The 23,711-nt window shown below is 44.3% G+C and carries 20 protein-coding genes; 5 read left to right on the top strand and 15 right to left on the bottom strand.

The window, feature by feature from the left end; all coding sequences use genetic code 11:
• Position 1: 1 nt before the first annotated feature.
• From nth to leuC, 7 genes are all read right to left on the bottom strand, one after another.
• Entirely contained in the window at positions 2–682 is a 681-nt protein-coding gene (gene nth, locus ACQKMP_RS11280; protein WP_042190074.1) for an endonuclease III, read from the bottom strand.
• Positions 683–901: 219 nt separating this feature from the next.
• On the bottom strand, positions 902–3,634 hold the full coding sequence (locus tag ACQKMP_RS11275; protein ID WP_427469377.1) for an S-layer homology domain-containing protein: 2,733 nt from the start codon (positions 3,632–3,634) through the stop codon (positions 902–904).
• A gap of 87 nt (positions 3,635–3,721) precedes the next feature.
• Entirely contained in the window at positions 3,722–4,381 is a 660-nt protein-coding gene (locus ACQKMP_RS11270; RefSeq protein WP_042190076.1) for a GerMN domain-containing protein, read from the bottom strand.
• A gap of 114 nt (positions 4,382–4,495) precedes the next feature.
• Complete coding sequence (locus ACQKMP_RS11265; protein WP_339242656.1) at positions 4,496–5,935, bottom strand: N-acetylmuramoyl-L-alanine amidase family protein; 1,440 nt, start codon at positions 5,933–5,935, stop codon at positions 4,496–4,498.
• Positions 5,936–6,082: 147 nt separating this feature from the next.
• Entirely contained in the window at positions 6,083–7,651 is a 1,569-nt protein-coding gene (locus ACQKMP_RS11260; RefSeq protein ID WP_042190080.1) for an N-acetylmuramoyl-L-alanine amidase family protein, read from the bottom strand.
• 186 nt (positions 7,652–7,837) lie between these two features.
• A complete protein-coding gene (leuD, locus tag ACQKMP_RS11255; RefSeq protein WP_042190082.1) occupies positions 7,838–8,440 on the bottom strand; it encodes a 3-isopropylmalate dehydratase small subunit in 603 nt (200 codons plus the stop codon).
• A 29-nt stretch (positions 8,441–8,469) separates the two neighbouring features.
• On the bottom strand, positions 8,470–9,894 hold the full coding sequence (gene leuC / locus ACQKMP_RS11250; protein ID WP_042190084.1) for a 3-isopropylmalate dehydratase large subunit: 1,425 nt from the start codon (positions 9,892–9,894) through the stop codon (positions 8,470–8,472).
• Positions 9,895–10,151: 257 nt separating this feature from the next.
• Between leuC and ACQKMP_RS11245 the strand changes: the two genes are divergently transcribed.
• The 5 genes from ACQKMP_RS11245 (at position 10,152) to proC (ending at position 16,444) form a co-directional block, all read left to right on the top strand.
• Complete coding sequence (locus tag ACQKMP_RS11245) at positions 10,152–11,501, top strand: FAD-binding oxidoreductase (RefSeq protein ID WP_042190087.1); 1,350 nt, start codon at positions 10,152–10,154, stop codon at positions 11,499–11,501.
• A gap of 189 nt (positions 11,502–11,690) precedes the next feature.
• On the top strand, positions 11,691–12,602 hold the full coding sequence (locus ACQKMP_RS11240; protein WP_042190089.1) for a LysR family transcriptional regulator: 912 nt from the start codon (positions 11,691–11,693) through the stop codon (positions 12,600–12,602).
• Between the two features lie 535 nt (positions 12,603–13,137).
• Complete coding sequence (gene proB / locus ACQKMP_RS11235) at positions 13,138–14,241, top strand: glutamate 5-kinase (RefSeq protein WP_042190091.1); 1,104 nt, start codon at positions 13,138–13,140, stop codon at positions 14,239–14,241.
• A 35-nt stretch (positions 14,242–14,276) separates the two neighbouring features.
• The gene (locus tag ACQKMP_RS11230; protein WP_042190094.1) at positions 14,277–15,524 is read left to right on the top strand and encodes a glutamate-5-semialdehyde dehydrogenase; all 1,248 of its coding nucleotides are present in this window, start codon (positions 14,277–14,279) and stop codon (positions 15,522–15,524) included.
• A 50-nt stretch (positions 15,525–15,574) separates the two neighbouring features.
• Entirely contained in the window at positions 15,575–16,444 is an 870-nt protein-coding gene (proC, locus tag ACQKMP_RS11225) for a pyrroline-5-carboxylate reductase (RefSeq protein WP_042190097.1), read from the top strand.
• Between the two features lie 65 nt (positions 16,445–16,509).
• On the opposite strand, the gene ACQKMP_RS11220 is transcribed toward proC, so the two are convergent.
• From ACQKMP_RS11220 to ACQKMP_RS11185, 8 genes are read right to left on the bottom strand one after another with little or no spacing between them, the layout of a single operon-like run.
• Entirely contained in the window at positions 16,510–17,235 is a 726-nt protein-coding gene (locus ACQKMP_RS11220) for a hypothetical protein (protein ID WP_379424357.1), read from the bottom strand.
• Entirely contained in the window at positions 17,232–18,335 is a 1,104-nt protein-coding gene (locus ACQKMP_RS11215; protein WP_339242666.1) for a hypothetical protein, read from the bottom strand. The genes ACQKMP_RS11220 and ACQKMP_RS11215 overlap by 4 nt, the downstream gene beginning before the upstream one ends.
• 18 nt (positions 18,336–18,353) lie before the next feature.
• Positions 18,354–18,839, bottom strand: coding sequence for a hypothetical protein (locus ACQKMP_RS11210; protein WP_427469376.1), 486 nt, complete (start codon positions 18,837–18,839; stop codon positions 18,354–18,356).
• Complete coding sequence (locus tag ACQKMP_RS11205) at positions 18,836–19,471, bottom strand: RNA polymerase sigma factor (protein ID WP_231573318.1); 636 nt, start codon at positions 19,469–19,471, stop codon at positions 18,836–18,838. Before ACQKMP_RS11205 ends, ACQKMP_RS11210 begins: the two co-directional genes overlap by 4 nt.
• A 46-nt stretch (positions 19,472–19,517) precedes the next feature.
• Positions 19,518–20,270 carry a DnaD domain-containing protein gene (locus ACQKMP_RS11200; RefSeq protein ID WP_060622747.1) on the bottom strand — a complete coding sequence of 251 codons (753 nt, stop codon included), beginning with the start codon at positions 20,268–20,270 and terminating at the stop codon, positions 19,518–19,520.
• Between the two features lie 26 nt (positions 20,271–20,296).
• Positions 20,297–21,595 carry an asparagine--tRNA ligase gene (gene asnS / locus ACQKMP_RS11195; RefSeq protein WP_036676308.1) on the bottom strand — a complete coding sequence of 433 codons (1,299 nt, stop codon included), beginning with the start codon at positions 21,593–21,595 and terminating at the stop codon, positions 20,297–20,299.
• Between the two features lie 21 nt (positions 21,596–21,616).
• Complete coding sequence (locus ACQKMP_RS11190; RefSeq protein WP_042190106.1) at positions 21,617–22,825, bottom strand: acetate/propionate family kinase; 1,209 nt, start codon at positions 22,823–22,825, stop codon at positions 21,617–21,619.
• Positions 22,822–23,694 carry a 3-hydroxyacyl-CoA dehydrogenase family protein gene (locus ACQKMP_RS11185; protein ID WP_042129488.1) on the bottom strand — a complete coding sequence of 291 codons (873 nt, stop codon included), beginning with the start codon at positions 23,692–23,694 and terminating at the stop codon, positions 22,822–22,824. The genes ACQKMP_RS11190 and ACQKMP_RS11185 overlap by 4 nt, the downstream gene beginning before the upstream one ends.
• Positions 23,695–23,711 lie beyond the last annotated feature (17 nt).

Raw genomic sequence — 23,711 nt, 5'->3', positions numbered from 1 at the left:
TCTAACTTTTTGGCGTATGATCTTTAGCTTTCCTGACAACAGCTGTTTTCATACGTTTTTTGCCCTCTCGACATACATCAAGGAGCGGGCAAACTTGACATTTTGGGTTCTGTGCCTTGCAGTGATATCGTCCGAAAAAGATAAGCCGGTGATGAGTGATCGTCCATTCGTCACGTGGCACAGCCTTCATCAGCTTCTTTTCCACTTCCAGCACAGAATCTTTCCAGCCTGCTAATGCAAGTCGTTTAGCAACCCTCTCCACATGCGTGTCCACTGCAATGGCAGGAACTCCAAAAGCATTGGATACTACTACATTTGCAGTTTTACGACCTACACCGGGTAAAGTTACAAGCAAGTCATGAGCCTCAGGCACCTCGCCACCATACTGTTCTATGAGTATAGAGCATAGGCTTTGGATATGCTTAGCTTTGTTACGATATAGGCCGATGCGCCGGATATCCCCCTCCAACTCCTCCAGCGGTACAGAAATATAATCGATGGGGGCTTTGTACTTTTGGAACAGGTCCACGGTCACTTTGTTCACCGTTGCATCCGTACATTGGGCTGATAACAGTACCGCTATCGTTAATTCAAAAGCGTTACTGTGATTTAGCTCGCAATGAGCATCAGGGAACAAGTCTCCAATCGTATCCAAAATGTGGCGGACCTCTGCAACTTTCATAGTGTCCCCTCCACGGAGCGATTACGCTCATTAAAACTCACATGAGCGTGTCATCTCTAATGTAAAGAAATATAAGCAAAGTCTGTATTATAACGTATGGTTTCATACATTTCAAGAAAATACAACTCTTATACTTTCTTATATTTCAAAAAAAACGTCTTGACGCAGGCAAAGCTCCTGTGTCAAGACGGTGATTCACTCAGAAATCCACCATTGCTACTATTGTTTCACAATTTCAACCACGATATCATTATTGAAATACATTATAATATTATCATTTTCTTTCAGAGATTGCACGGACAATGTCGTATCTCCTTGATGAATATATACATTTGAAGCAAAAGTGAACTGATACTTATCGTTCAGATTAGCTCTCTTAGTCACCAATGAGTTCGTCGTACTGTCATAGCGAGAGAATGAACGAGTTAACTGTGGTAACACACGAATGACTGTCGCTCCATCCGTGTCTTTACGAATCTCCACTCTGTCCGCTGTTGTTAAGTTACTAAGAGCAGTTGTTGTGGCGCCATCACGTATGATTCTAACCCCACCGCTTACAGTAAAGTTTTGTGCTGCTCCAGCATACTCTTTTACCACCAAACTATTCGCTGCAGCATCGACTGAATTAATCTGACCCGTTGTAAGCTTAACTGTCTGAATAGCGAGTGGAGTGCTTCCATCAAAAGTCACATTAAGAAAATCTCCCGATTTCACAGCTGTAAGTTTTATACTTTCGCCTGCTTCATTTGTTAATGGAATAGCATAAGGATTAATTTCACTGGTCCCTCCACTCCATTTAATGCTCAAACGGTTGGTTCCAGAATTTACTGTTGCTGCTTCAACCTGAAGAACGGTCTTAACTTTCAGGACAGCGATTAAATCTTGACCAGCCGTTAACGAGGCTGTCACATAACTACCAACAGGAATATCCGTTACGGTTGGATTCGTTTTACCAAAGAGATCAATAAGCTGCGGCGAAGGCAGAGTCAAGCTCTGTCCGTCATTTAGCTTCAGAACTATAGTTCTTGCTGAAACATTGACAGCAGTAACGGTTCCTTCATACTTCGTAACAACTTCCAGAGACAATGCTCGTTGTCCGATTGCCTTTATATTCACCTTGCGATTCTCAGTCAATCTTGCACCAACACTAGTTAAGTTAGGCAATACACCTTCATAGGTGAGCTTTGTTTTTTCATCCAACTGAACGACATGGGCTTTTTTATCAGTGTCCATAACCGTTAGAAGCTGCGTTTTACTATTATAATCAATAACTGTCGCTCCACTAAACTGATCAATTTGGCGGCTTAACACTTCAATCTTTATGACTTGATCACTGCTGTTCAGCGTAAGCTGAACCTTGTCCCCACCGACTGTATCAGCTATAAGATCATCGGCCACAGGGCTATTCATGTTCGGTATAATAATTGCTGGCTTTGTAGCCAGTAGCTTAACTTCACGAGTTCCATCCGTTTTTTTATAAACAACTGTTGAATTAGTCAGTTCTGTAAGTACACCCTGAACGGTCCGTTCAATACCTTCTGTCACTTCTACAGTACGTATCACATTTTCTTTAACCGTATATTTAACAGCAGAACCTGTCTTCAATTCTGCAGGCTGCAACACGGATGCTTGATAAGTGAATAATGAAGTTCCATCTTCCCATTTAAAGGTTTCCACCGTACCAGCAGCATTTTTAAACGTAATGCTTTTCCCAGTAAGATCTATACTTTGAACGGTACCTGTTGTCGTTTTGTTAACTACCCCTGAAGTCACTTGAACCTTGACAACTTTATGTGAACCACTATAAGTTTCACGCTGTAACGTAACTATACTGTCTGCTACCAGCGAAGCAGGTTCAATTGAAGTCCCATTCGCATCTACAAAGGTAGTCGTTTCATCGTAGTAATATTCAGTGAACCCAGTAGCTGATTTCAGCCATAGCTTATTACCAGGTGCTACCATTGCGAAACTTCCGGAAAGGCTCTCCACTTGTTGTGTAGGGTCAGTCACTTCAACATAGGCTGCGTTATATGTCGCTCCAATTACAGTAACCTTTGTGTAAGGTTGGATATCACTTAGATTTATTCTACTTTCAGAAGCGCTTGTGTAATAAGCGGTGCTCGCTCCCAGGGTATATGTAGAAGTCTTTCCGTTATTATAAACGGATAGTTTCCCATCTGCTAATTGACTGATTGTTCCTGTGTAAGTGTTATCATACTCAAGTGTATTATGGGCTTCTGCCCGACTGAAAAAGGTCGCCAGCTGAGCACGGGTCACAGCCCCTTGTGGATCAAAGCGATTACCGTCAAGACCATTGGCTAGTTTTAGATCAACAGCAACGTTGATATACCCTCTTTTGTTCGCAGACACTTTAGAATCGTCTGCAAAGCCTGTCGGTTTGCTAGCTGCTACAGTTGCATCTGCACTTTTACCTAGTGCACGAATTAACAGTTCAGCAATCCATTCTCGGGATGCTTTACGTTCACCCCATGAAGTTTTCAAATTATCAGGAGACATTTCCGTAGTTTTGTCCAAAAGACCTTGCTGGAAAGCTAGAACAACATAATCTTTGTAATAATTTGAAACCTTAAAATCAGTAGGCAAGGCCACAGCTGAAGAAGTATCCACTTTATCCTGCAACTTCATAAAACGTAATGCCATAAGCACTGCTTCCTGCTGAGTTACAGAATCTCCCGGGCGAAATAAACCATTATTTCCAACCACAATTCCTTGTGATGCTAATTTATAAATATGCTTTTCAGCCCAGAAGCCTGTCTTCACATCGCTAAAAATTCCTACAGATTGTGTAGTGGTTGTTGCTGTTGTCGTAGCAGCTGTGTCTGCAAACACTGTGCTTGCGCCACTAAAAATCATGGTTCCAGCCATAACAGCCGATACTGCTTTCGTAGAATAAGCCTTCAATGGTCGTTTTGACCTTTTTTGCGCGGACAATAGATTATTCCCCTCTCTATGACTCAAATAAATAGTATAATTTAAAATTCGTCAGTTAGATGCTTTTATCCTTTGTTGTAATAACAATTAGCTATTATCTCTAGTCATAGGATGCATTAGGTCAACATGACCCATTAAGCTTTCAACCTTTTCACCATCCACCAAAACTTCGATGCTTTTTACTTCTTCAAATTGAAAATAGGTTTTGGCAAGTGATGAAATCGCTAAGGACTCCCCACCAGCACCCAGCTGTGCTTCATCCGGTTTATGAAGATCCATCACAATTTGACCATCAACAAACTTTAACGATTTCAGTTCAATTTTGCCCCATAATGATACAAGGTCAGTATTCTCGTTGCTTTGCAATGCTTTGAACGTCTCTGTATATTTCTGGGCATCGTCAGAGAAGCTAATGCTAGTCTTAGCAGGAATCAGATCCATAACTTGTGAATCCGTATAATATGCATCGATACTCTGGCTCTGTTTTTGCTTCTCATCTGCTACTGGCTTTGCAGTTGCCTGAGTTTCTGTGTTGCTATTATCTGCTGTCGGTTGCGGAGTGCTAGTCACTTCGTTTCCTGGTTCATCGCTTGGAGCCGGTGTACTTTCTCCCGCACCACTTACAACATTTGAAGTCTCTTGCTCCACACCATTTGCTGGAGCCGCAGTAGGCTTGTCTCCACAGCCAGCAATCACTAGCAGAAGCAGTGTAGCGATCCCAATTGTACTCCATTTTTGTTTCATCATTAATAAACGCCTCCTCTAGATGAATACGGGCAGACAGGTACCGCAAAACCACTTCTTGCCTTTTAAAATAAAAGCAGAAAGCTGACTTTGCGGCGCTCGTCTGCCACTGGTCTGTTATTTTATACCCAAATATTCCTTAATCCCACTCACTATTGAAGCCGCAACTTTGTTTTGAAGTGCATCTGTAAAGAGCAATGCTTCATCTTTTTTGTTGCTAAGGTATCCCACTTCAAGTAATACTGCAGGCATTTTCGTTTCACGGATAACATGGAAATTCCCATAACGTACACCGCGATCACTAAGCCCTGTAGCTTGAACAAGATATTTATGCATCACGTTCGCCAATGCTTTACTGGCTTCCCGTTGATAATACGTTTCTGTTCCACTAGCTGATGAGGAACCTGAGCTATTGGCGTGTACAGATATGAAGATATCAGCTTTTAAATTATTCGCCATAGCGGCTCTTTCTTTAAGCTCCAAGAAAGTATCATTACTTCGTGTTAACACGACGTCAATATTACTTTCTTTTTTCAGCAATTCAGCTGTCTTAAGTACGATGGCCAAATTAAAATTCTTCTCGTATTTACCTGTAACACCCACTGCTCCAGAATCTTTAGCACCATGCCCTGCATCTAATACTACTAGCTTTCTGCCATTATTTCCTGGTTGTGTAGTAGTATCATCAGTGCTTTCCGCATTTAGATCGATTACAACCAGCTTAGAATCGTCTCCAGTTACGCTAACGTTGTAATTCTTAGCATAGTTCAAATCGATTACAAAACGTACTGTATAAGGATTCGTGCTATAAAGGGAGTAACGTACTCCTGATACATCGGGATAATCTTTCACTTCCAAGCTACCGTTTAGGTCAGGATCAAGGATCTGTCCTGTGCCAAATAGGTCTGAGAAGGTGGCATTAGGTAAATCAACAACTAACCGATCCGGCCCAGTCATCACTGTCACTTTCGGTACTGAATTACCCTCCATGGCTATGCTCAAACGATTTTCGCTAAAGCTCACACCATTTACCATCGCTAAATTCTTAGAAGGATCTACCGGCGGTACAACCTCAGATCCACCATTTTCAGTATTTCCACCTGAACTGCCGTTATCATTTGAGGATCCTGGGGTAATAAGATACACACTCTTCTTCACGTTGTCCCACGAGACATTTAATCCGAACTGTTCACTAATGAACCGAATCGGTACAAGTGTCGTATTACTACGAAGGATAGGTGCTGTGGTAAGTGTTACTGTCTTGTCATCAACTGAGGCTATCTTTTGATTCACAACCAATTTGATGACTTTTCCTTGCTGTTCAATCGTTACCGTCTTGCTCTTCTGATCCCAACCCACGTTATATCCAAGGCTTTCAGAGATCAACCTTAACGGCACCATGATTGTATCATTCACATTCTCAACCGGGACATTTTGCCCTGCGGTCAGCTCCTTGCCGTCCAGAAAAATCTTGCTATTCCCGGCAGCAGCATGTCCGTTCTCAGGCAAAACAAATACTAAGAGCAACAAAAACAACATCAAACTGAATTTCTTCATTCTTCACCTCTAAATCTAGTATTCGCCTGTGAATGGCGATCGTGATGGCCTGTCTACGTCAACCTCAGACCTCTATTAGACGCTAATAATCTATAAAGGTTGCGAATATATTCCATAAAAATTGAGAAATCTCACCAACATTAAGCATTAAAGTCCTAGATATTCCTTAATACCGGCTACAATTTCTCTCGCTAATTTGTCTTGAAGCTGCTCACTATACATCCCTGATTCATTTCCTGAATTAGTAAGATACCCCACTTCTAGAAGTACTGCCGGCATACTGGTTTCTCTTGTAACATGCAGACTTTTCGTTCTTACTCCGTTGTCCTTGAATCCAGTACCTGCTATCAGATGTTTGTGCATGACCTGAGCAAGCGGCAGACTCCCACTACGCGAATAGTACGTTTCACTGCCATTTATTTTGTCTCTATTCGGATAACCCAGCTCTAGTGAATTCCCATGCACTGAAATAAATAGATTAGCCTTTGCTGCTTCTGCGATATTTACTCGATCCTGAAGACCCAACGTAATGTCTTCAGTCCTAGTAAATACGACGTCAACCAAAGCTTCCTGCATAAGTAGTGTTTGCACTTTACGGATAACTGCCAGATTGAAGTCTTTTTCCAGCTTACCCGTGAGACTGACTGCTCCTGATTGTGTCCCTCCATGACCCGCGTCGAGAACTACAACTGGCTTTCCTGTCATTCCACTACCACCTGAGGTGTTCCCTTCACTGCCTGTAACATTCAAATCCAGTGTCACCAGTCCAGTACTTTCATCCGTACTTAATTGATAAGGCTGGCTCCCGACCGTTTGAATCACGAACCTAACAGTAGAAGGACTTACACTGAACAACGCATACCGGATCTCAGAAACTAGAGGGTAACCAGTAACATCCAGCTTCCCTTGCGGACTTCCGTTTGTGGTAATACTCGGTAGACCTCCTACGAAATCAGGAGCAAAAGCTGCACCGGGAAAATCTACAACGATTCGATCTGGACTGCTCATTTTTGTGATGCTAGGTTTAGGGGCCCCAGAAACAGCGATGATTAATCGATTCTCAGTGAAGGCTGCCCCATTTACCAGCGGACCTGCTGCATTCACACCAGTGCTTCCTGGTACTGAGGATGATTGTGGTGTCGGTGAGGGCAAAACACTTCCAGTGCTTGTGCCATTATCCACGCCGGGTGTAGTAATCTGGGTTGGAGAAGGAGTACTTGTTGCTGTTGGACTAGTAACGGTTCCCTCAGGTGTAGCCACCGAAGCTTGTCCACCCGTCAAATAGACCGTTTTATCGCTATTATCCCAGCCAACCTTTAGACCGAACTGCTCACTTACGAAGCGAATCGGAACGAGAACTGTACCACCGCTTTGCTTGGGTGCTGCGTTTAAATCAAACGTTACTCCATCCGCATCAGCTGTTTTTTTTCCTACAGCCAGCTCAATGCTTTTTCCATCTTGGTGAACCGTTACTTTGCGGGCCTGCTGCTCCCACAATACCTCAAATCCAAGATTCTCCACTACCACTCTGACGGGAATCATAACGCTACCATTGACATTCTCAAGTTTAATTCCTTTTGGCAAAGCAAGCTCTTGATTGTCCATAATAATTCTGCCTGAGCTGCTACCAGCTGCGGCAGCTTCACGTCCAGTGAATGATAGTAATAATAATGGCAGCAACAATAGTAGCAACGTTCGATACCCAACTCTTCTCATTTTCCCGCTCCTTCTGCAAGTAATAGATCTAGATAAGTATTAAGACGACAGAAATCACCAAATGTTTCCTTTATCACCAATCAATATTTCGATTATAGCAAAAAAACTTCTATTTCCGACACCCGGAAATAGAAGTTTTGCGTAATTTTTGTAAAAGTTAAGAATGAAACCAGTTATATCCTATTATTAAGAGAATAACTTAGCCGCATGACGCTCTTCATACGCAGCAATTTCATCTGCATGCTGAAGGGTTAATCCGATATCATCCAGACCTTGCAGCAAGAACTGACGACGGTGCTCATCCAGATCAAAGCTGATGCTCAGTCCAAATTCATCGTGAAGTGTATTGCTCTCAAGATCCACGGTCAACTGGTAGCCATCATGCTCGGCTGTCCGATTAAATAGCTCATCCACTTGCTCTTCCGAAAGCTTGATCGGCAAAATGCCATTCTTAAAGCAGTTGTTGTAGAAGATATCTGCATAAGAAGGTGCAATAACAACTCTGAACCCATAATCCATAATCGCCCAAGGTGCATGTTCCCGTGAGGAACCACAGCCAAAGTTAGCACGTGAGATCAAGACAGAAGCACCTTTATAGCGTGGCTTATTCATTTCAAAGGCAGCGTTATCGTTACCAGCTTCATCAAAACGCCATTCGTAGAACAAAAATTGTCCAAATCCTGTCCGTTCAATCCGTTTCAGGAACTGCTTTGGGATAATAGCATCCGTATCTACATTCACCCGATCTACTGGTGCAACAATTCCTGTTAATTTTTTAAAAGCATCCATAGTTTTATCCTCCCGTGTTCTCTCTAGTTCTATGAGCTGACAGCTTCCGTCTTATAGTTCCAATCACGTACATCAGTGAAACGGCCTTTTATCGCAGCTGCAGCAGCCATAGCTGGGGATACAAGATGCGTGCGTCCACCGCGACCTTGACGTCCTTCAAAGTTACGGTTCGAGGTAGATGCACAGCGTTGCCCCGGTTGCAGTACATCAGGGTTCATCGCAAGACACATGCTGCATCCCGCTTCGCGCCATTCAAAGCCCGCGTCAGTAAAGACTTTATCAAGCCCTTCCTTCTCAGCCTGCATTTTAACACGACCAGATCCAGGAACAACAATGGCAGTAACCTTATCAGAGACTTTATGGCCTTTTGCTACCACGGCTGCGGCTCTCAAATCTTCGATCCGTCCGTTAGTACAAGAACCGATAAATACATAATCAATTGGAATTTCAGAAATAGGAGTTCCAGGAGTCAAATCCATATATTCAAGCGCTTTTTCAGCAGCTTTGCGTTCATTTTCAGTGGTAAAGTCAGCCGGATTTGGCACGCTAGAGTTGATATCAGTACCCATGCCCGGGCTAGTACCCCAAGTCACTTGTGGAATCAATGTCTCCACATCGAATTCAACTACCGTATCATACTGAGCACCTTCGTCACTAACAAGACTCTTCCATCCTTCAACAGCAGCGTCGTATGCTTCGCCTTGCGGCACATATTGACGTCCACGCAGATAGTTAAAAGTAGTTTCGTCAGGAGCGATCAAACCTGCTCTTGCTCCGCCTTCGATCGACATGTTGCAGACGGTCATACGTTCTTCCATCGACAGCTCACGAATAGCTTCACCTGTGTATTCAATTACATAACCTGTTGCAAAATCAGTACCATACTTAGCAATAACACCAAGGATCATATCCTTTGCTGTTACACCAGGATTGCGTTTACCTGTGAAACGAACTTCCATAGTCTTAGCTTTGGATTGCTGCAAACATTGGGTAGCCATTACATGTTCAACTTCACTAGTACCGATACCAAAAGCCAGCGCACCAAATGCTCCATGTGTGGAGGTATGGCTGTCACCGCAAACGATAGTTTTACCAGGGTGCGTCAAACCGATCTCAGGTCCCATTACGTGTACAACGCCTTGATCGATATCATTCAGGTCGAACAATCTAACTCCAAAATCAGCACAGTTTTTAGAAAGTGTATCAATTTGCTGCTTGGAAATTGGATCCTTAATGTTAAAACGATCCTTGGTAGGAACGTTGTGGTCCATTGTAGCGAAAGTCAGCTCAGGACGGCGGACCTTGCGGTTACTGAGGCGAAGTCCTTCGAAAGCTTGTGGAGAAGTTACTTCATGAACCAAATGCAGATCGATATAAATAATGCTAGGTTTACCTTCCTCTTGATGAATAACATGATTATCCCAAATCTTTTCAAACATTGTCTTGTTGCTCATAATTTCACCTCATTAATAGAATCGTTCATTGGAAGAGAGCGTGGAGTCTCTCTTGAATGATCTAAATATAACATCACCATCTTTATAATTCCAAGATATGATATCTATAGAAGTGATAGGTTTAACCTATAAATTGAAGATGATTTTTTTGCTGAGACCCTAGTCAGCCCACTCCTTAGACGAATGCCCTTCATACTATATCGGGTCCTGGTTGTTGAAATGCAGTGCATTTGTTAGCGCAGAAGGAGTTGGAACAATTGAGGTCAGGAACGAGACTTACCGGGCGAGTTATTTTCAAAGGTGATCAAGGGTATGAAACGGCACGTAAAAATTGGGATCCGCATACTGACAAATTCCCGAAAGTGTTTGTTTTCGCACAAAAAACACAAGATGTAGCGAACGCCATAAAATGGGCTAACGAGAATAAAGTCCCCATCCGTGCAAGAAGCGGTAGACATTCTCTGGAGGTTAATCTTTCACAGGTCACCGGAGGAATCGTCATCGATGTAAGTGAAATGAAGAAAATCAAACTAAATAAAAAATCAGGAACTGTTGTTGTGGGTACCGGAAATACTGTGGGGAGAATTGCACACACGCTTGCTGGGCAAGGATATATGGCTCCATTCGGCGATAGCCCTACGGTTGGAATCGGAGGCATCACCCTAGGCGGGGGTATCGGGCCGCTCCAGCGAACCGTGGGCCTTGTTAGTGATAATCTAATCGAACTCGAAATGGTTGATGCCAAAGGGAAAATTATTCGTGCCAATAAGAATAGTAACTCTGATCTCCTCTGGGCTTCCCGCGGAGGTGGCGGGGGGAATTTCGGAGTTTACACCAGTTACAAATTCAAAGTACGTCCTGCTCCAGCTTCGGCTACCGTTTTTCGTATCACCTGGCCTTGGGATCAGTTCGAGAAGGTATTCAAAGCTTGGCAACTCTGGGCTCCTTGCGTTAATACCAAACTGGGCAGTGAATTATCCATTGGTCCGAAAAAAGGCGGTAATGTCACTATGACGGGGCTGTTCCTCGGATCAAAGGCAGAGGCTTCCCGCCTCTTAAAGCCCGTTACGAGCGTTGGAACGCCTACGAATCAAATCATCCGCTCTTTGCCCTATACAAAAGTAGTGAGTTTTATGTTAGCGCCTGATCCAGTGCTAACTCAAAGAGTCAGCAACCAGTTCTCCAGCGGTTTCGTAAGAAAACCCTTCCCGGACAAGGCAATTAAGTCCATGCGTGAATTCTTAGAGAAAGTGGAGGGAGAATTCGCAGGTTTCTTTTTCCTCAACTGGGGTGGAGCTGTGAGCCGTAAGTCACCCAAATCTACAGCCTTTTACTGGCGTAAAGCGAAATTCTATGTTGAGTGGAATAGCTCATGGATCAAGAAATCGGAAGCTGCCAGAAATATATTCGTAGTACGAAATACACGCCGGAAGCTGCAGCCATTTATCGTGGGGAGCTACATCAACGTTCCAGACCAGGGAATTAAAAATTCCGGACCAGTATATTATGGAGCGAACTATCCTAGATTACGGAGAGTCAAAGCTAAATATGACCCGGGAAATATATTTAACAACCCTCAAAGCATCTCTCCAGCCCGCAAAGTATAGTAAGACGTAATAGCGTAGCATCGAAATTAGACCGGCAAACATAAAGGACTCCAGCGAATACTGGTAAACCACACCTTCCTATTTGCCGGTCAGTGCGTTCGTGCACGAACTTACATGTGAACCTATATAAAACTTCAGTTTCATAGTTTATACTTATAAGTAAAAACAATCTCCCAAAGGAGTTTATACATGGAACTGAGACAACTACAATATGTACTACAAATCGCAGCCGAAAAAAACTTCTCCCGTGCAGCGGACAAGCTGCACATTGCCCAACCATCACTCAGTCAGCAGCTTTCCAAGCTGGAAAAAGAGCTCGGTGTGATGCTGTTCCAGCGAAATACCAGCTCTGTTGAACTGACCTATGCTGGATCTAAATTCGTAGAGCAAGCCCAAATCATCATTGATGGCGTAGAACTGCTGCGACAAGAAATGTCTGATATTTCTGAATTGCGTACCGGGCGCGTCGTTGTAGGCAGTATGCCGATCACTGGTGCACATTTACTACCGCATGTACTTCCGGTTTTTAAACAAAATTACCCGGAAGTAGAAATCACTCTGCTCGAAGACTCCTCCATGAACCTAGAGAAGCTCACTGCGAGTGGTCAGACTGATTTGAGCCTGCTCTCATTGCCACTCGAAATTCCAGCTCTTGCTTACGAAGAACTGGGTGAGGAAAGGATCGATCTTGCAGTCCCACCCGAACACCCGCTGGCTAAACGTAGCTTAGATGGAACTAAGACCTCTTTACAAGAACTAAAGGACGAGCCATTTATCGTACTTAAAGAAGGCCAAGGCTTCCGTAAAATGACTATGGATCTGTGCCGAAACGCTGGCTTCGAACCAAAAATTGTTTTTGAGAGCAATAACATGGAAACAGTTCAGTCACTGGTCGCCACTGGAATGGGTGTAACTCTTGTGCCTCATTTTATTGCCCGTGCACCGCGGAGTGAATTCGTCCCTGTCTACTTACCGCTCACTGATCCTGCCCCTAGCCGAACACTTGTCGTAGCCTATCGACGTGGACGTTATTTATCTAAAGCCGCTAAAGCTTTTGTAGAAACATTTAAATCTACGGTATCTGAATTAACCGAAGAATAGACCCTTGGAAGGCTGCTCAGATCATCTGACACCGAGCCGCACTTTCATTAACTGGCCGCTTTTTCGTTTAGATCTTGATTCTGCGCCTGCTCAGGATTGTTGTCTTTAGTCAATTTAATTCACCTCTTGGTAACAGATTATACCCTTACTTAGAGGTTAAACAGAATAATCAAAGCTTTCTAATGCGAGAAATAGTTCCTTCGTTTTTCCTTTGCAAAGCAACCATCTCCATGGTATTCTATTGAAAATAAGTGAAACGTGCAGACGGGACCAGTAAGAATGAGTCTAACCGCGCCTAGAGAGTAAATTCCGACAGGCTGAAAGAATTTACCGCGGTTTTCGTTCCGAATCCTACCCCCGAGCGGCCTGTGCTAAGCAGGACGGATCCTCCCGTTACGAGAATGAAGTCGGATGATCCCTCATCAATGAAGGTGGTACCGCGGAAGTTTACAAGCTTTCGTCCTTTGCTAAGTCTAAGGATGGGGGCTTTTTGTCGTTTTCAGCATCTATAAAAATACTGAGGAAGTGAACAGATATGACGACACGAATCGTAGTCAAAATAGGCAGCAGCTCACTGACTGGAACAGAAGGCGGATTAAATCGCGAAGCCGTGTCCTTCTTCGCTTCAGAGATTGCCGAATTGAAGAGAAACGGCTGCGAGGTGTTATTAGTAACCTCCGGTGCTGTAGCCGCAGGCTTTCGCAGTATCGGTTATCCTACACGTCCGAAGCTGCTGCATGAGAAGCAAGCAGCTGCAGCTGTAGGCCAAGTACTGCTCATGCAGGCATATCAGGAAGCTTTTGCCGAGCATGGAATAACCACAGCACAGATCTTACTAACCCGTACCGACTTTTGTAGTCGCAGAGCTATGAACAACGCGATGATGACGGTAGAAGAGCTGCTTCGCCTAGGAGCGGTACCCGTATTTAACGAGAATGACACCGTCTCCGTTGATGAGTTAAAATTCGGTGATAACGACACTTTGTCCGCGCTGGTAGCTAACCTGCTGAAAGCCACCAGATTGCTCGTCTTAACTGACATGGATGGCTTATATAGTGGAGATCCTCGGAAACATCCCGACGCTGTTCGCTATCAGTTCGTTGATGATATTACGCCGGAGATTTATGCTATTGCTGGTGGAGCTGGCTCTAGTGTGGGGACAGGTGGCATGCGTTCAAAAATCGATGCTGCCAAGATCGCTACACGAGGCGGTGTGCCCGTCTTTGTTGGGAGAGCTACCGAGCCAGGGGATTTACAACTCGCAGCGACAGGCTCGGGCCGAGGTACTTATTTTGCAACCAAGTTATCTTCTTTACCAGTTAAAAAGCAATGGCTTGGCTTCATGTCCACCCCACTCGGCTCCCTGTACGTTGACGAAGGCGCCGTTGAAGCGCTGCTTCATGGCGGTCATAGTCTGCTGCCTGTCGGCGTCAAGCAGATCGAAGGAAACTTTCACGCTGGGGATGTTGTAGAAGTCCTTGGACCAGACTCCAAATTGCTGGGACGCGGGATTGTGAATTACGATGACACTCAGCTGCGCAGTATTCAAGGGTTACCCAGCCGTCAGATTGTACCGAAGCTGGGAGAAGTACACCGGCTGGAGGTCATTCACCGTGACGAATGGATTACATTGAGGTAAAAATTTTGCCCATACAAATTTAAGGAGGAATCGTCATGAGTGAAGTTGTCAATAAAGCAAAATTAGCCAAGGAAACCACCGGAGTATTAGCGAGTCTAACTACCGGCCAAAAAAATGAAGCACTCTTAGTTATGGCTGATGCGCTGCGCCGTGAAGCTCCAGCTATCATTGCTGCCAACCGGGAAGATCTGGAACGCGGACGCTTAAGTGGTACTCCCGAGTCCATGCTTGATCGACTAGCGTTAGATGTAGGCCGAATTAACAGTATCGCAGAAGGACTTCAACAAATCGCTGTATTACCTGATCCAATTGGTGACACGCTAGAAACTATTGAACGTCCAAATGGTCTCAACATCCAGAAACTCCGTGTTCCACTCGGTGTCATCGGCATTATCTATGAAGCACGTCCAAACGTAACTGTTGATGCCGCTGGTCTGTGTCTAAAGACTGGTAACGCTGTTGTGTTGCGAGGTGGCTCCTCCGCCCTGTCCTCCAACCGACAAATTGTCGAGGTTCTTCACAACGCTCTAGCAAATACTTCAATGCCGAAAAATGCGCTACAGTTGATCGAAGATCCCAACCGTTCCTCCGTTGATGAAATGCTTAAGCTCAACGGACTACTTGACGTGATTATCCCTCGCGGAGGAAGTTCTCTGATTCAAAATGTTGTGCTTAACGCAACCGTGCCCGTCATTGAAACGGGTGCAGGCATCTGCCATACTTATCTCGACGCAAGCGCTTTGCCAGAAATGGCTCAGAACATTAGTCTGAATGCCAAAGCACAGCGCCCTTCAGTTTGCAATTCCATGGAGACGCTACTCGTTCATAAGGATTACGCAAACGAGTATCTGCTTTCTTTGGCCGAAGCTTTCCGGGATGTTAACGTTGAATTACGTGGCTGCCAGGAAACATTATCCTTTGTCCCATGGGCATTACCTGCAACATTAGAGGACTATGCTACTGAATATAATGATTATATCTTGAATATCAAAATCGTCAGCGATTTAGACGAAGCTATGCAGCATATCGCCCAGTATGGCACGAAGCACTCGGAATGTATCGTAACTGAAGATCCGGATAACGCTTCACGCTTCTTACAGGAGGTTGATGCTGCAGCTGTTTACCACAATGCTTCAACCCGCTTCACAGACGGCTTTGAATTTGGATTTGGTGCAGAGATCGGCATTAGTACACAGAAACTCCATGCCCGTGGACCGATGGGTCTGCCTGCTCTTACTTCAACCAAATATAAGATTTATGGAACAGGTCAAATTCGGGGTTAGTGTCCATGCATCCGTTTTTAATTACACCACTTTTAGGAGGATTTTGAGCCATGTGTCAGCAACCTTCCATTCCACTTATGAATCATAATATTGTATTTTATGGCGCAGGCTCTATGGCAGAAGCCATCGTTCGCGGGATGATTAGCCGTAGTATCGTAAAATCCGATAATGTTATTATGCTTAACCGTAGCAGTAGTGAACGTCTGGCAGAACTAAGAAGTCGTTACGGTGTAATCGGTACAAATGATCCTGAACAAAAAACAGATTACCTACGGAACTCACCAGTAATCGTGTTGGCTATGAAACCAAAAGACGCTGCAGAAGCACTTCGGGGACTCAGCCCACTTCTCTCACCTGATCAGATCATAGTCTCTGTAATTGCTGGGCTGTCCATTCGAACGATGCAAGGTCTGCTTGGCAAAGAGCAACCCATCGTCCGTACTATGCCGAATACTTCTAGTTCCATAGGTCTTGGTGCCACTGGCATAGCCTTTTCCAAAGAAGTAGATGAGAAAGGACGACGCCTAGCACTCAACATCTTTGAAGCTGTCGGACTAACAACAGTCATTGATGAAGAACGCATGGAGACCTTAACGGGTATCTCCGGCAGTGGGCCTGCCTATATTTATTATATGATGGAGGCAATGATCGCTGCCGGTATACGGGGCGGACTGCCGCTTGATCAAAGCACGGAGTTAACCGTTCAAACGGTTCTTGGCGCTGCTAGAATGGTACAACAGACGGGCGAGGATCCAGCTGCACTTCGTAAAAAGGTCACATCCCCGAATGGCTCTACACAAGCAGCGATAGAAGTACTCGAGCAGGGAGAATTTTTCGAAACTGTCATCGCGGCAGTAAATCGCTGTGCCGAACGTTCCCGTGAAATGGGCGCTGCGCTTGAGAAAGAGCTGCATTCGTAAAATAAAAAGATCGCTTCCCATACCACATTGGTCAGGAAGCGATTTTTTTCAATTTAAGGCCATGATTAGCCCGTTACAACATTTCCATAAGTATCTCGAACAATCACTTTAACATTAGCCGGAGCCCCAACAGTCACGTCCAGCGTGTTCCTAGAATTATCGAATAGCAGATCTCTAGGAGTTTCCCCTAAAATGATGTATAGCGTATTCCCAACATGCTTAGTTTGAAGCAGCTGTTGTTCTTGTGCTTCTTGTAGCTTTCCTTTATTTGAAGAATAACTCCCGAATACATTCAGCTCGTTTCCACCCGTTTGATCTACTTTAATCCCATAAGGCTCTGCAGCTTGGATAATGATGGTACTAACGCCCTCTGGAACGGCTCCCTTCCAATCTGGCAATGCGTAACTTTCTTGCACAGCTGAAACGGTACGGCGAAATTCCTGTGTTAATCCTAAAGAACTAAATGCTGCAAAAACCAAACAACATACAGCTATAAACCCTACGAACAGAACGCTTAGCACATCATAATACATTTTTCCTTTTCCACGAAACCATAAAGTGTATATCACAATTTCTAAGCCTAATAGTATAAAAATGATCGGCCACCAAGCAAGCGTCGTCTCAAACACTTCGGCGCCCCTCCACTGCGAGACCATGATTAGTGCTCCCAGAAATAAAAGGCTCAATCCCATCGACAACGTTCCAACACGCCAGCGTCTTGATTTATCTTCAGCAACCGGACGCTCACTTGAAACAATAACTCCTTGCTGTAATTCTGTCGGATTATTCAAGAATGACCACCTGTCCCTTTTCTCCCTTTATTGTTCTTGCTTCCCGCCATCAGCTTCAAACCACCGCCAATCAACAGCACAGATACGATAAAGGTCCTGAAATATTCATTGACTATATACTCTAAACGCCATCCAGGAAATCTGATATCAAGCGCAGGAACTGCGACATTAACTACAATGTAATACAGTCCTAGACACATCAGAGCAGCTCCAAGCCATCCTTGATGATTTAAAAATCCTTCTATGACTGGCTTATCCTGCAAGGGTTCACGTCCATACCGGCTGACAAGCTGTAAGCCATCGAACAAACTGTAAAACCAAATGACTGGGATCAAGAAGAAGAGTAACGTTAACCGCAGTAGGTCCATGACATAAATGCTTCCTAGGAATAGTAACATGAGCTGTAATCCTCTTTTTTGCAGCCCTAGATACATTTGTCCGGCACCCGGAAAAGCAGAAAGCAATGTTGCCAAAACTTTGCTACGGCGCCCTTCCTCACGACCAGCCTCCATCTCTTCGAATAAAGTGCGATCAACCAGCGCTTCACCAGCTTGCTTGCGATGGATTAACTGAACCGCATCAAACATACAATATAACCAAATCACTGGTAATACGCCAAACAGAAGAAGGAAAACATCACTTGACGTAATCCCTGCCAGGAATAACATCACGGTCATGAAACCGAAGAAAGAAATGAGGAAAGACAATCCTCGCTGCATCAACCCCATATGAAAATGACCCAATCCTGGAATGAACGATAATAAAATTACATGTACACGCTCATTATCGTCTGTCTTAACGGGCATTGAAGAAAAATCAAAATTCGATCCATCTGGAGTCATTGCAGGAGCAGGCATCTGGAGCATTTTAACCACCAGATGCACCATCGAAACCGTCCCAATAAGTAGGAACCCTATCACACCCATTAATAGAATATCCTCGGCACCTTCAGCCACAGCTATTAAGAATGACATAAATAAGATGCCAAAGCTTAACAGAAGATAAACAATTCCCTGTGGGCGTTTTCCCATATAATAATGACCTGCTCCAGGAATCAAATTAAGAAAAAAAGCTTTTAATTTACTACGCTGCTGTTGCATATTTCATTTCTCCTCTCATCACTTTCTGCTGCCCATTAGCTGATCCAACCATCCGCTAGTTGCCTGTATGACTTGCTCGCTAAATGATGGGGAATTATCTTTTTTAGGGATCATAAGCTCCATTTGACCTGTGTGCAGCTTATCAAACATACCAGATGTCATTATCAACAGCGTAAGTGACGCGGCAACCGCATAATGAAAGATTGTCTTTTCATACCAGCGATATCGCCGTACCCCTTCTTCAACCGTCACTTGTTCCAATGCTGCTGACGATTCCGTCATACTAGCCCAATCTCCCATAACCCTCTCTGTAAAAATAGACGAATTCTCCAATGAAGGCAGATCCTCCTGTAGCTCATCCAACATTTCCATGTATGAAGTAAAACTTTCCGTATCTTCCAGCAGCAACTGTTCCCAATCTTCTCTGGTCGCCTCGTCCATGTGACCTTCAATATAAGCTTTTGCTTGTTCCCGTTGGATTAGATCGTCTCCACGCTTCATCATAGCCATTCGTCCTCCTTCCAATGATTTCGGATCCATTGTCTCGCCCTATACAATCTGGACTCTACCGTCTTCAGGGAAATTCCCTGCTCTGCAGCAATCTGATCATATTTTTTATGTTCCAGATAATAAGCCACCATAATTTCACGATGAGTTTCAGGCAGGCTATTGATTTCACCGAGCAGCCGATCCATCCGATCACGGCGTATAACACCTGACAACACATCCTCTTCGTTGGAAGCGGTCTGGCTCAGTACAAGCTCATAGTCAACAGGAAGTTCCCTAAGTCGATCACGTTTACGTTTCGCATCAATTGCCTTATTTAAGGCGATCCGTGTAATCCATGACTTTAAACCTTGATAACGGTAGTCAGGGAGAGATTTGTACATTTGTAAAAAAGCTTCCTGAGCAGCATCTTCAGCCATTTTGACATCGCGTAATACAGAATAAGTAATTTTGTAAATTTGCTGACTGTATGTATTTACAAATTGACGGAACGCATCCTCGTTACCTTGGCAAATCCGCTGGATTAATACCTCTTCTTCAATGACTCTCCCCTCCTTCCCACAGCAATAGACGCGCCAGATTACAACTACCCCTGCACTTTTTAATAAAAATATTAAAAAGAACCGCACTTACTTTAGCGATGGGCTAAAGCAGTGCGGTTCTCTCCTAATCTATCTATCTTCCGCCATTGCGGAATTTTTGTGTATAGTTCTTAACATCCTGAGCGTTCTTGACCCGGTTGCGGGCCCATTCCAGCAATATTCGATCAATATAACGGAAATGAACCTTTCCTGCAAATACAGATTCCTTCAGCGCTAACAGAATCAGCTCCTCGGGATACCGGTCTTGATCCACCCAACTGGATATCGTCTCACACTCCATTGGAGATAGCGGACGTCCGAATTCCTTTTCGAAAATACTGAATAGATTTCGGCTTTCCTCTTCAGCCCCAAGTTGAGAAGGAGATGAGGGGGGCTTTCCGCCGAATCCACCCCCTGAAGCAGCTCGAGGTGCCGACGTTGCATAGCCACCTACGTGCTTATCTTGCTCATGCTCTTGTACAACTGTCGCTAGATAAGCACCAAGCTTTCCGTATAACCCTGAGAAATTGTAGCGTTCATAATGGATGTCTCTTAGCTCATCGTTGTCTCCATCGATGCTAATAAAACCTTCCTTCATAAGCTTCTGCAACTCTCCTGCTAGTACAGATATGCTACGGCCAGTTACAACCTGAAGCTCCTCAAGAGAAGGGAAGTCAATCCCTTCCACCTGCCTGAAAGAAAGCAGATGTATCAGCAGCATAGCTTCACTTCCGCTTAAATTCAGCTTCCGGTAATACTTCAGTAATGCGTAAGGTATGACGGCCATTCCGTTCTCCAGACCGAAGGAGACGCCTTCGCCCCAGGTACTCCATCCTTTGCCGTCCATGAACGTCCCCCTTCAAATATAAGAACTTATGGGTAGAGACGGTACAGTGTACGTGGGAATGGAATAGTCTCACGTACATGGTCAAGGCCACAGATCCAAGCTACAGTACGCTCAAGTCCAAGTCCAAAACCAGAGTGAGGTACAGATCCGTAAGTACGCAGATCCATGTACCATTTGTAAGAGTCCATCGAAAGATTATGCTCTTTGTAACGCTCTTCAAGCAGCGCAGGATCATCGATCCGCTGTGAACCACCAATAATCTCTCCGTAGCCTTCTGGAGCGATCATATCCGCACACAGTACGACTTCCGGACGGTTTGGATCTGGCTTCATATAGAACGCTTTGAAAGAAGCAGGATAATGAGTAATAAATACAGGTTTATCGTATGCTTCTGCGATTGCTGTTTCATGAGGTGCACCGAAATCATCACCCCAAGCAATATCTTCAAAGCCTTTATCGTTCAAGAACTTGATCGCATCGTCATAAGTAATGCGTGGGAATGGTGCTTTGATATTCTCCAGCTTGGAAATATCGCGACCTACCGCTTCCAACTCCGCACGGCAATTCTTCAATACAGATTGCACTACGAAGCTAATAAATTCTTCCTGAACCTTCAAGCTTTCTTCGTGATCTGTAAAGGCCATTTCTGGTTCGATCATCCAGAACTCAATTAAGTGGCGACGAGTCTTAGATTTCTCTGCACGGAAAGTTGGTCCAAAGGAATATACACGGCCTAGTGCCATTGCTGCAGCTTCCATATACAACTGTCCGCTTTGTGTTAGATAGGCGTCCTCATCGAAGTACTTCGTGTGGAACAAGTTAGTAGTTCCTTCTGCTGACGTTGGCGTCAGAATCGGAGGATCCACCTTTGTAAATCCACTCTCGTTGAAGAACTGTTGGATTGCACGAATAATTTCCGCACGAATTACCAGAACAGCCCGCTGCTTCGAGGCACGCAGCCAAAGGTGACGGTGATCCATCAAGAAATCTACGCCATGCTCTTTCGGAGTAATTGGATAATTCTCTGTAAGATGCAGGACTTCAATTCCAGTTACAGTCATTTCAAAACCAGATTGACTGCGAGGTTCCTCGCGGATAATTCCGGTCACATACAAAGAGCTTTCCTGTGTGAGGCTCTTAGCTGCATCCCATACCTCTTCAGGCACTTCTGATTTCACTACAACTCCCTGAATATAACCTGTACCATCGCGAAGCTGCAGGAACTGAATTTTACCACTGGAGCGCTTGTTGTTTACCCAACAACCGATAACAACACTCTCTCCAACATGTTCATTCACGTTCTTAATTACACTCTTGTTAGCCATGCCTTCAATCTCTCCTCTAATTTAGCCGTTAATTCCTTGCACAATACGGTGTGTATCACGTGCAATGACAAGTTCTTCGTTTGTCGGAACTACTAGCACTTGTACCTTGGAATCTTCCGTAGAGATACGACGTGGATCGCCGGAACGAACTTTGTTAGCTTCAGCATCCAACTCAATACCCAGGAACGTAAGGTTATTTAGCAGTTTCTCACGAAGCAATGAAGCATTTTCACCAACACCGGCAGTAAATACGATCGCATCTACACCGTTCATGGCAGCCGTATATGAACCGATATACTTGCGCAAGCGGTACTCATACATTTCAAAAGCTAGTGTGGAATTAGGCTCACCTTTTTCCATACCATCAATAATATCGCGCATGTCACTGCTTACGCCCGAAATCGCTAAGAGGCCACTATGTTTATTCAACATGGAGTTAACTTCTCCTACGGACAATTCTTCCTTGTTCATCACATAAGGGACAATTGCTGGGTCAAGATCGCCACTGCGAGTACCCATCATCAAACCTTCCAGAGGGGTCATACCCATGGAAGTATCCACGGACACTCCACCTTGAACTGCAGTTACACTACCGCCGTTACCGATATGACAAGTAATGATCTTCAGATCTTCCAGAGGACGCTCCAAGTACTCCGCAGCAGCCTTGCTTACGAAGTCGTGTGATGTACCGTGTGCGCCATAACGACGAACTTTATATTTATTGTACAATACTCTAGGAATAGCGTACATATAAGCTTTTTCAGGCATGGTTTGGTGGAATGCGGTATCGAATACAACAACCTGCGGTACACCTGGCATATTTACTTCAGAAGCCGTAATCCCCATCATTGCTGCTGGGTTATGCAGTGGTGCAAGGTCAAACAATTGACGAATTTTCGTTTTTGCGTCAGCATCCACAAGTGCGGAGGATTTGAAGAACTCTCCACCATGCACTACGCGGTGACCTACAGCATCAATTTCTTTAATAGATTCAATTACACCATGCTCTTTGTCTGTAAGACAAGCAAGGACTTTGCGGATCGCAGTATTATGTTCCAGAATTTCGCTTACTTCTGTCACTTCCGCTTTGCCAGTAGGTTTATGATTCAGAATGGAGGAATCCATCCCGATACGTTCAACCAAACCCTTAGCCAAAACCGATTCATCGGTCATGTTATACAGCTGATATTTCAAAGAAGAACTACCTGAGTTAATAACTAAAATATTCATACACGGTCACCATCCTTGTCGTACTTGAAGAAGCCTTCTCCTGATTTCATACCCAGTTGTCCTGCACGTACCATCTTCTTAAGAATTGTAGAAGGACGGTATTTCAGCTCTCCGTATTCACGGAACATATTTTCGAGTGCCGCAAGTACCGAATCCAGGCCAAATCTGTCAGCCATTTCAAGCGGTCCATATTGGAATTGATAACCAATACGCATAGCATCGTCAATATCCTGTGCGGAGGCAACGCCTTCTTGCAGCACATGCATGGCTTCATTGATAAACAAGCAAATGAGGCGTGATGTTACAAATCCTGGGGATTCATAAATCATTACACCTTTTTTCTCAACAATCTCATCAACAAAGGATTTTGTATCTTCAAAAGTAGCATCTGAAGTTTTCAGACCACGTACGATTTCTACAAGATCCACTTTAGCTACAGGATATATGAAATGCATTCCGATCACGCGTTCCGGATACATCGTAGAACTTGCAAGTTCAGTCAAGCTAAGTGTTGATGTATTGCTGGCAAGAATAATGTGGTTCGGGCATACTTGATCCAATTGATTCAAAATCTTTTTCTTTTCTTCTAAATCCTCAACAATGGTTTCGATAACCATGTCACAAGAGCTGAGCTCCGCGAAATGTGTCACTTTTTGAATGCGGCTAAGAATCAGCTTCTTCTCAGCTTGAGTGATCGCCCATTTCTCCAGTTGCTTATCTAGACTTGTCTCGATCATTTCGTAAGAGTAGTCCAGTTTCTCCGCGGTTTTCTCCACTAGTAATACATCCAGGCCTTTGGCTGCTAACATTTCAGCAATACCTTGTCCCATTGTGCCACCGCCGATGACACCTATTTTTTTGAAATTCATAAAAAAGTCTCCATCCT

The organism is Paenibacillus sp. NPDC101420 (genome assembly GCF_050277435.1).
Lineage (GTDB): Bacteria > Bacillota > Bacilli > Paenibacillales > Paenibacillaceae > Paenibacillus_AQ.
Note: the sequence above shows the minus strand (reverse complement) of the source record. Positions and strands in the feature narration are given on the sequence as shown.

What these genes read in the sequence shown, in the direction of transcription:
- ACQKMP_RS11190 (WP_042190106.1), bottom strand. Translation starts at nt 22,825, where the DNA reads ATGAATATTTTAGTTATTAACTCAGGTAGTTCTTCTTTGAAATATCAG.
- ACQKMP_RS11265 (WP_339242656.1), bottom strand. Translation starts at nt 5,935, where the DNA reads ATGAAGAAATTCAGTTTGATGTTGTTTTTGTTGCTCTTAGTATTTGTT.
- nth (WP_042190074.1), bottom strand. Translation starts at nt 682, where the DNA reads ATGAAAGTTGCAGAGGTCCGCCACATTTTGGATACGATTGGAGACTTG.
- proC (WP_042190097.1), top strand. Translation starts at nt 15,575, where the DNA reads ATGTGTCAGCAACCTTCCATTCCACTTATGAATCATAATATTGTATTT.
- ACQKMP_RS11260 (WP_042190080.1), bottom strand. Translation starts at nt 7,651, where the DNA reads ATGAGAAGAGTTGGGTATCGAACGTTGCTACTATTGTTGCTGCCATTA.
- ACQKMP_RS11185 (WP_042129488.1), bottom strand. Translation starts at nt 23,694, where the DNA reads ATGAATTTCAAAAAAATAGGTGTCATCGGCGGTGGCACAATGGGACAA.
- ACQKMP_RS11240 (WP_042190089.1), top strand. Translation starts at nt 11,691, where the DNA reads ATGGAACTGAGACAACTACAATATGTACTACAAATCGCAGCCGAAAAA.
- ACQKMP_RS11230 (WP_042190094.1), top strand. Translation starts at nt 14,277, where the DNA reads ATGAGTGAAGTTGTCAATAAAGCAAAATTAGCCAAGGAAACCACCGGA.
- leuC (WP_042190084.1), bottom strand. Translation starts at nt 9,894, where the DNA reads ATGAGCAACAAGACAATGTTTGAAAAGATTTGGGATAATCATGTTATT.
- ACQKMP_RS11270 (WP_042190076.1), bottom strand. Translation starts at nt 4,381, where the DNA reads ATGATGAAACAAAAATGGAGTACAATTGGGATCGCTACACTGCTTCTG.
- asnS (WP_036676308.1), bottom strand. Translation starts at nt 21,595, where the DNA reads ATGGCTAACAAGAGTGTAATTAAGAACGTGAATGAACATGTTGGAGAG.
- proB (WP_042190091.1), top strand. Translation starts at nt 13,138, where the DNA reads ATGACGACACGAATCGTAGTCAAAATAGGCAGCAGCTCACTGACTGGA.
- ACQKMP_RS11215 (WP_339242666.1), bottom strand. Translation starts at nt 18,335, where the DNA reads ATGCAACAGCAGCGTAGTAAATTAAAAGCTTTTTTTCTTAATTTGATT.
- ACQKMP_RS11210 (WP_427469376.1), bottom strand. Translation starts at nt 18,839, where the DNA reads ATGATGAAGCGTGGAGACGATCTAATCCAACGGGAACAAGCAAAAGCT.
- leuD (WP_042190082.1), bottom strand. Translation starts at nt 8,440, where the DNA reads ATGGATGCTTTTAAAAAATTAACAGGAATTGTTGCACCAGTAGATCGG.
- ACQKMP_RS11200 (WP_060622747.1), bottom strand. Translation starts at nt 20,270, where the DNA reads ATGGACGGCAAAGGATGGAGTACCTGGGGCGAAGGCGTCTCCTTCGGT.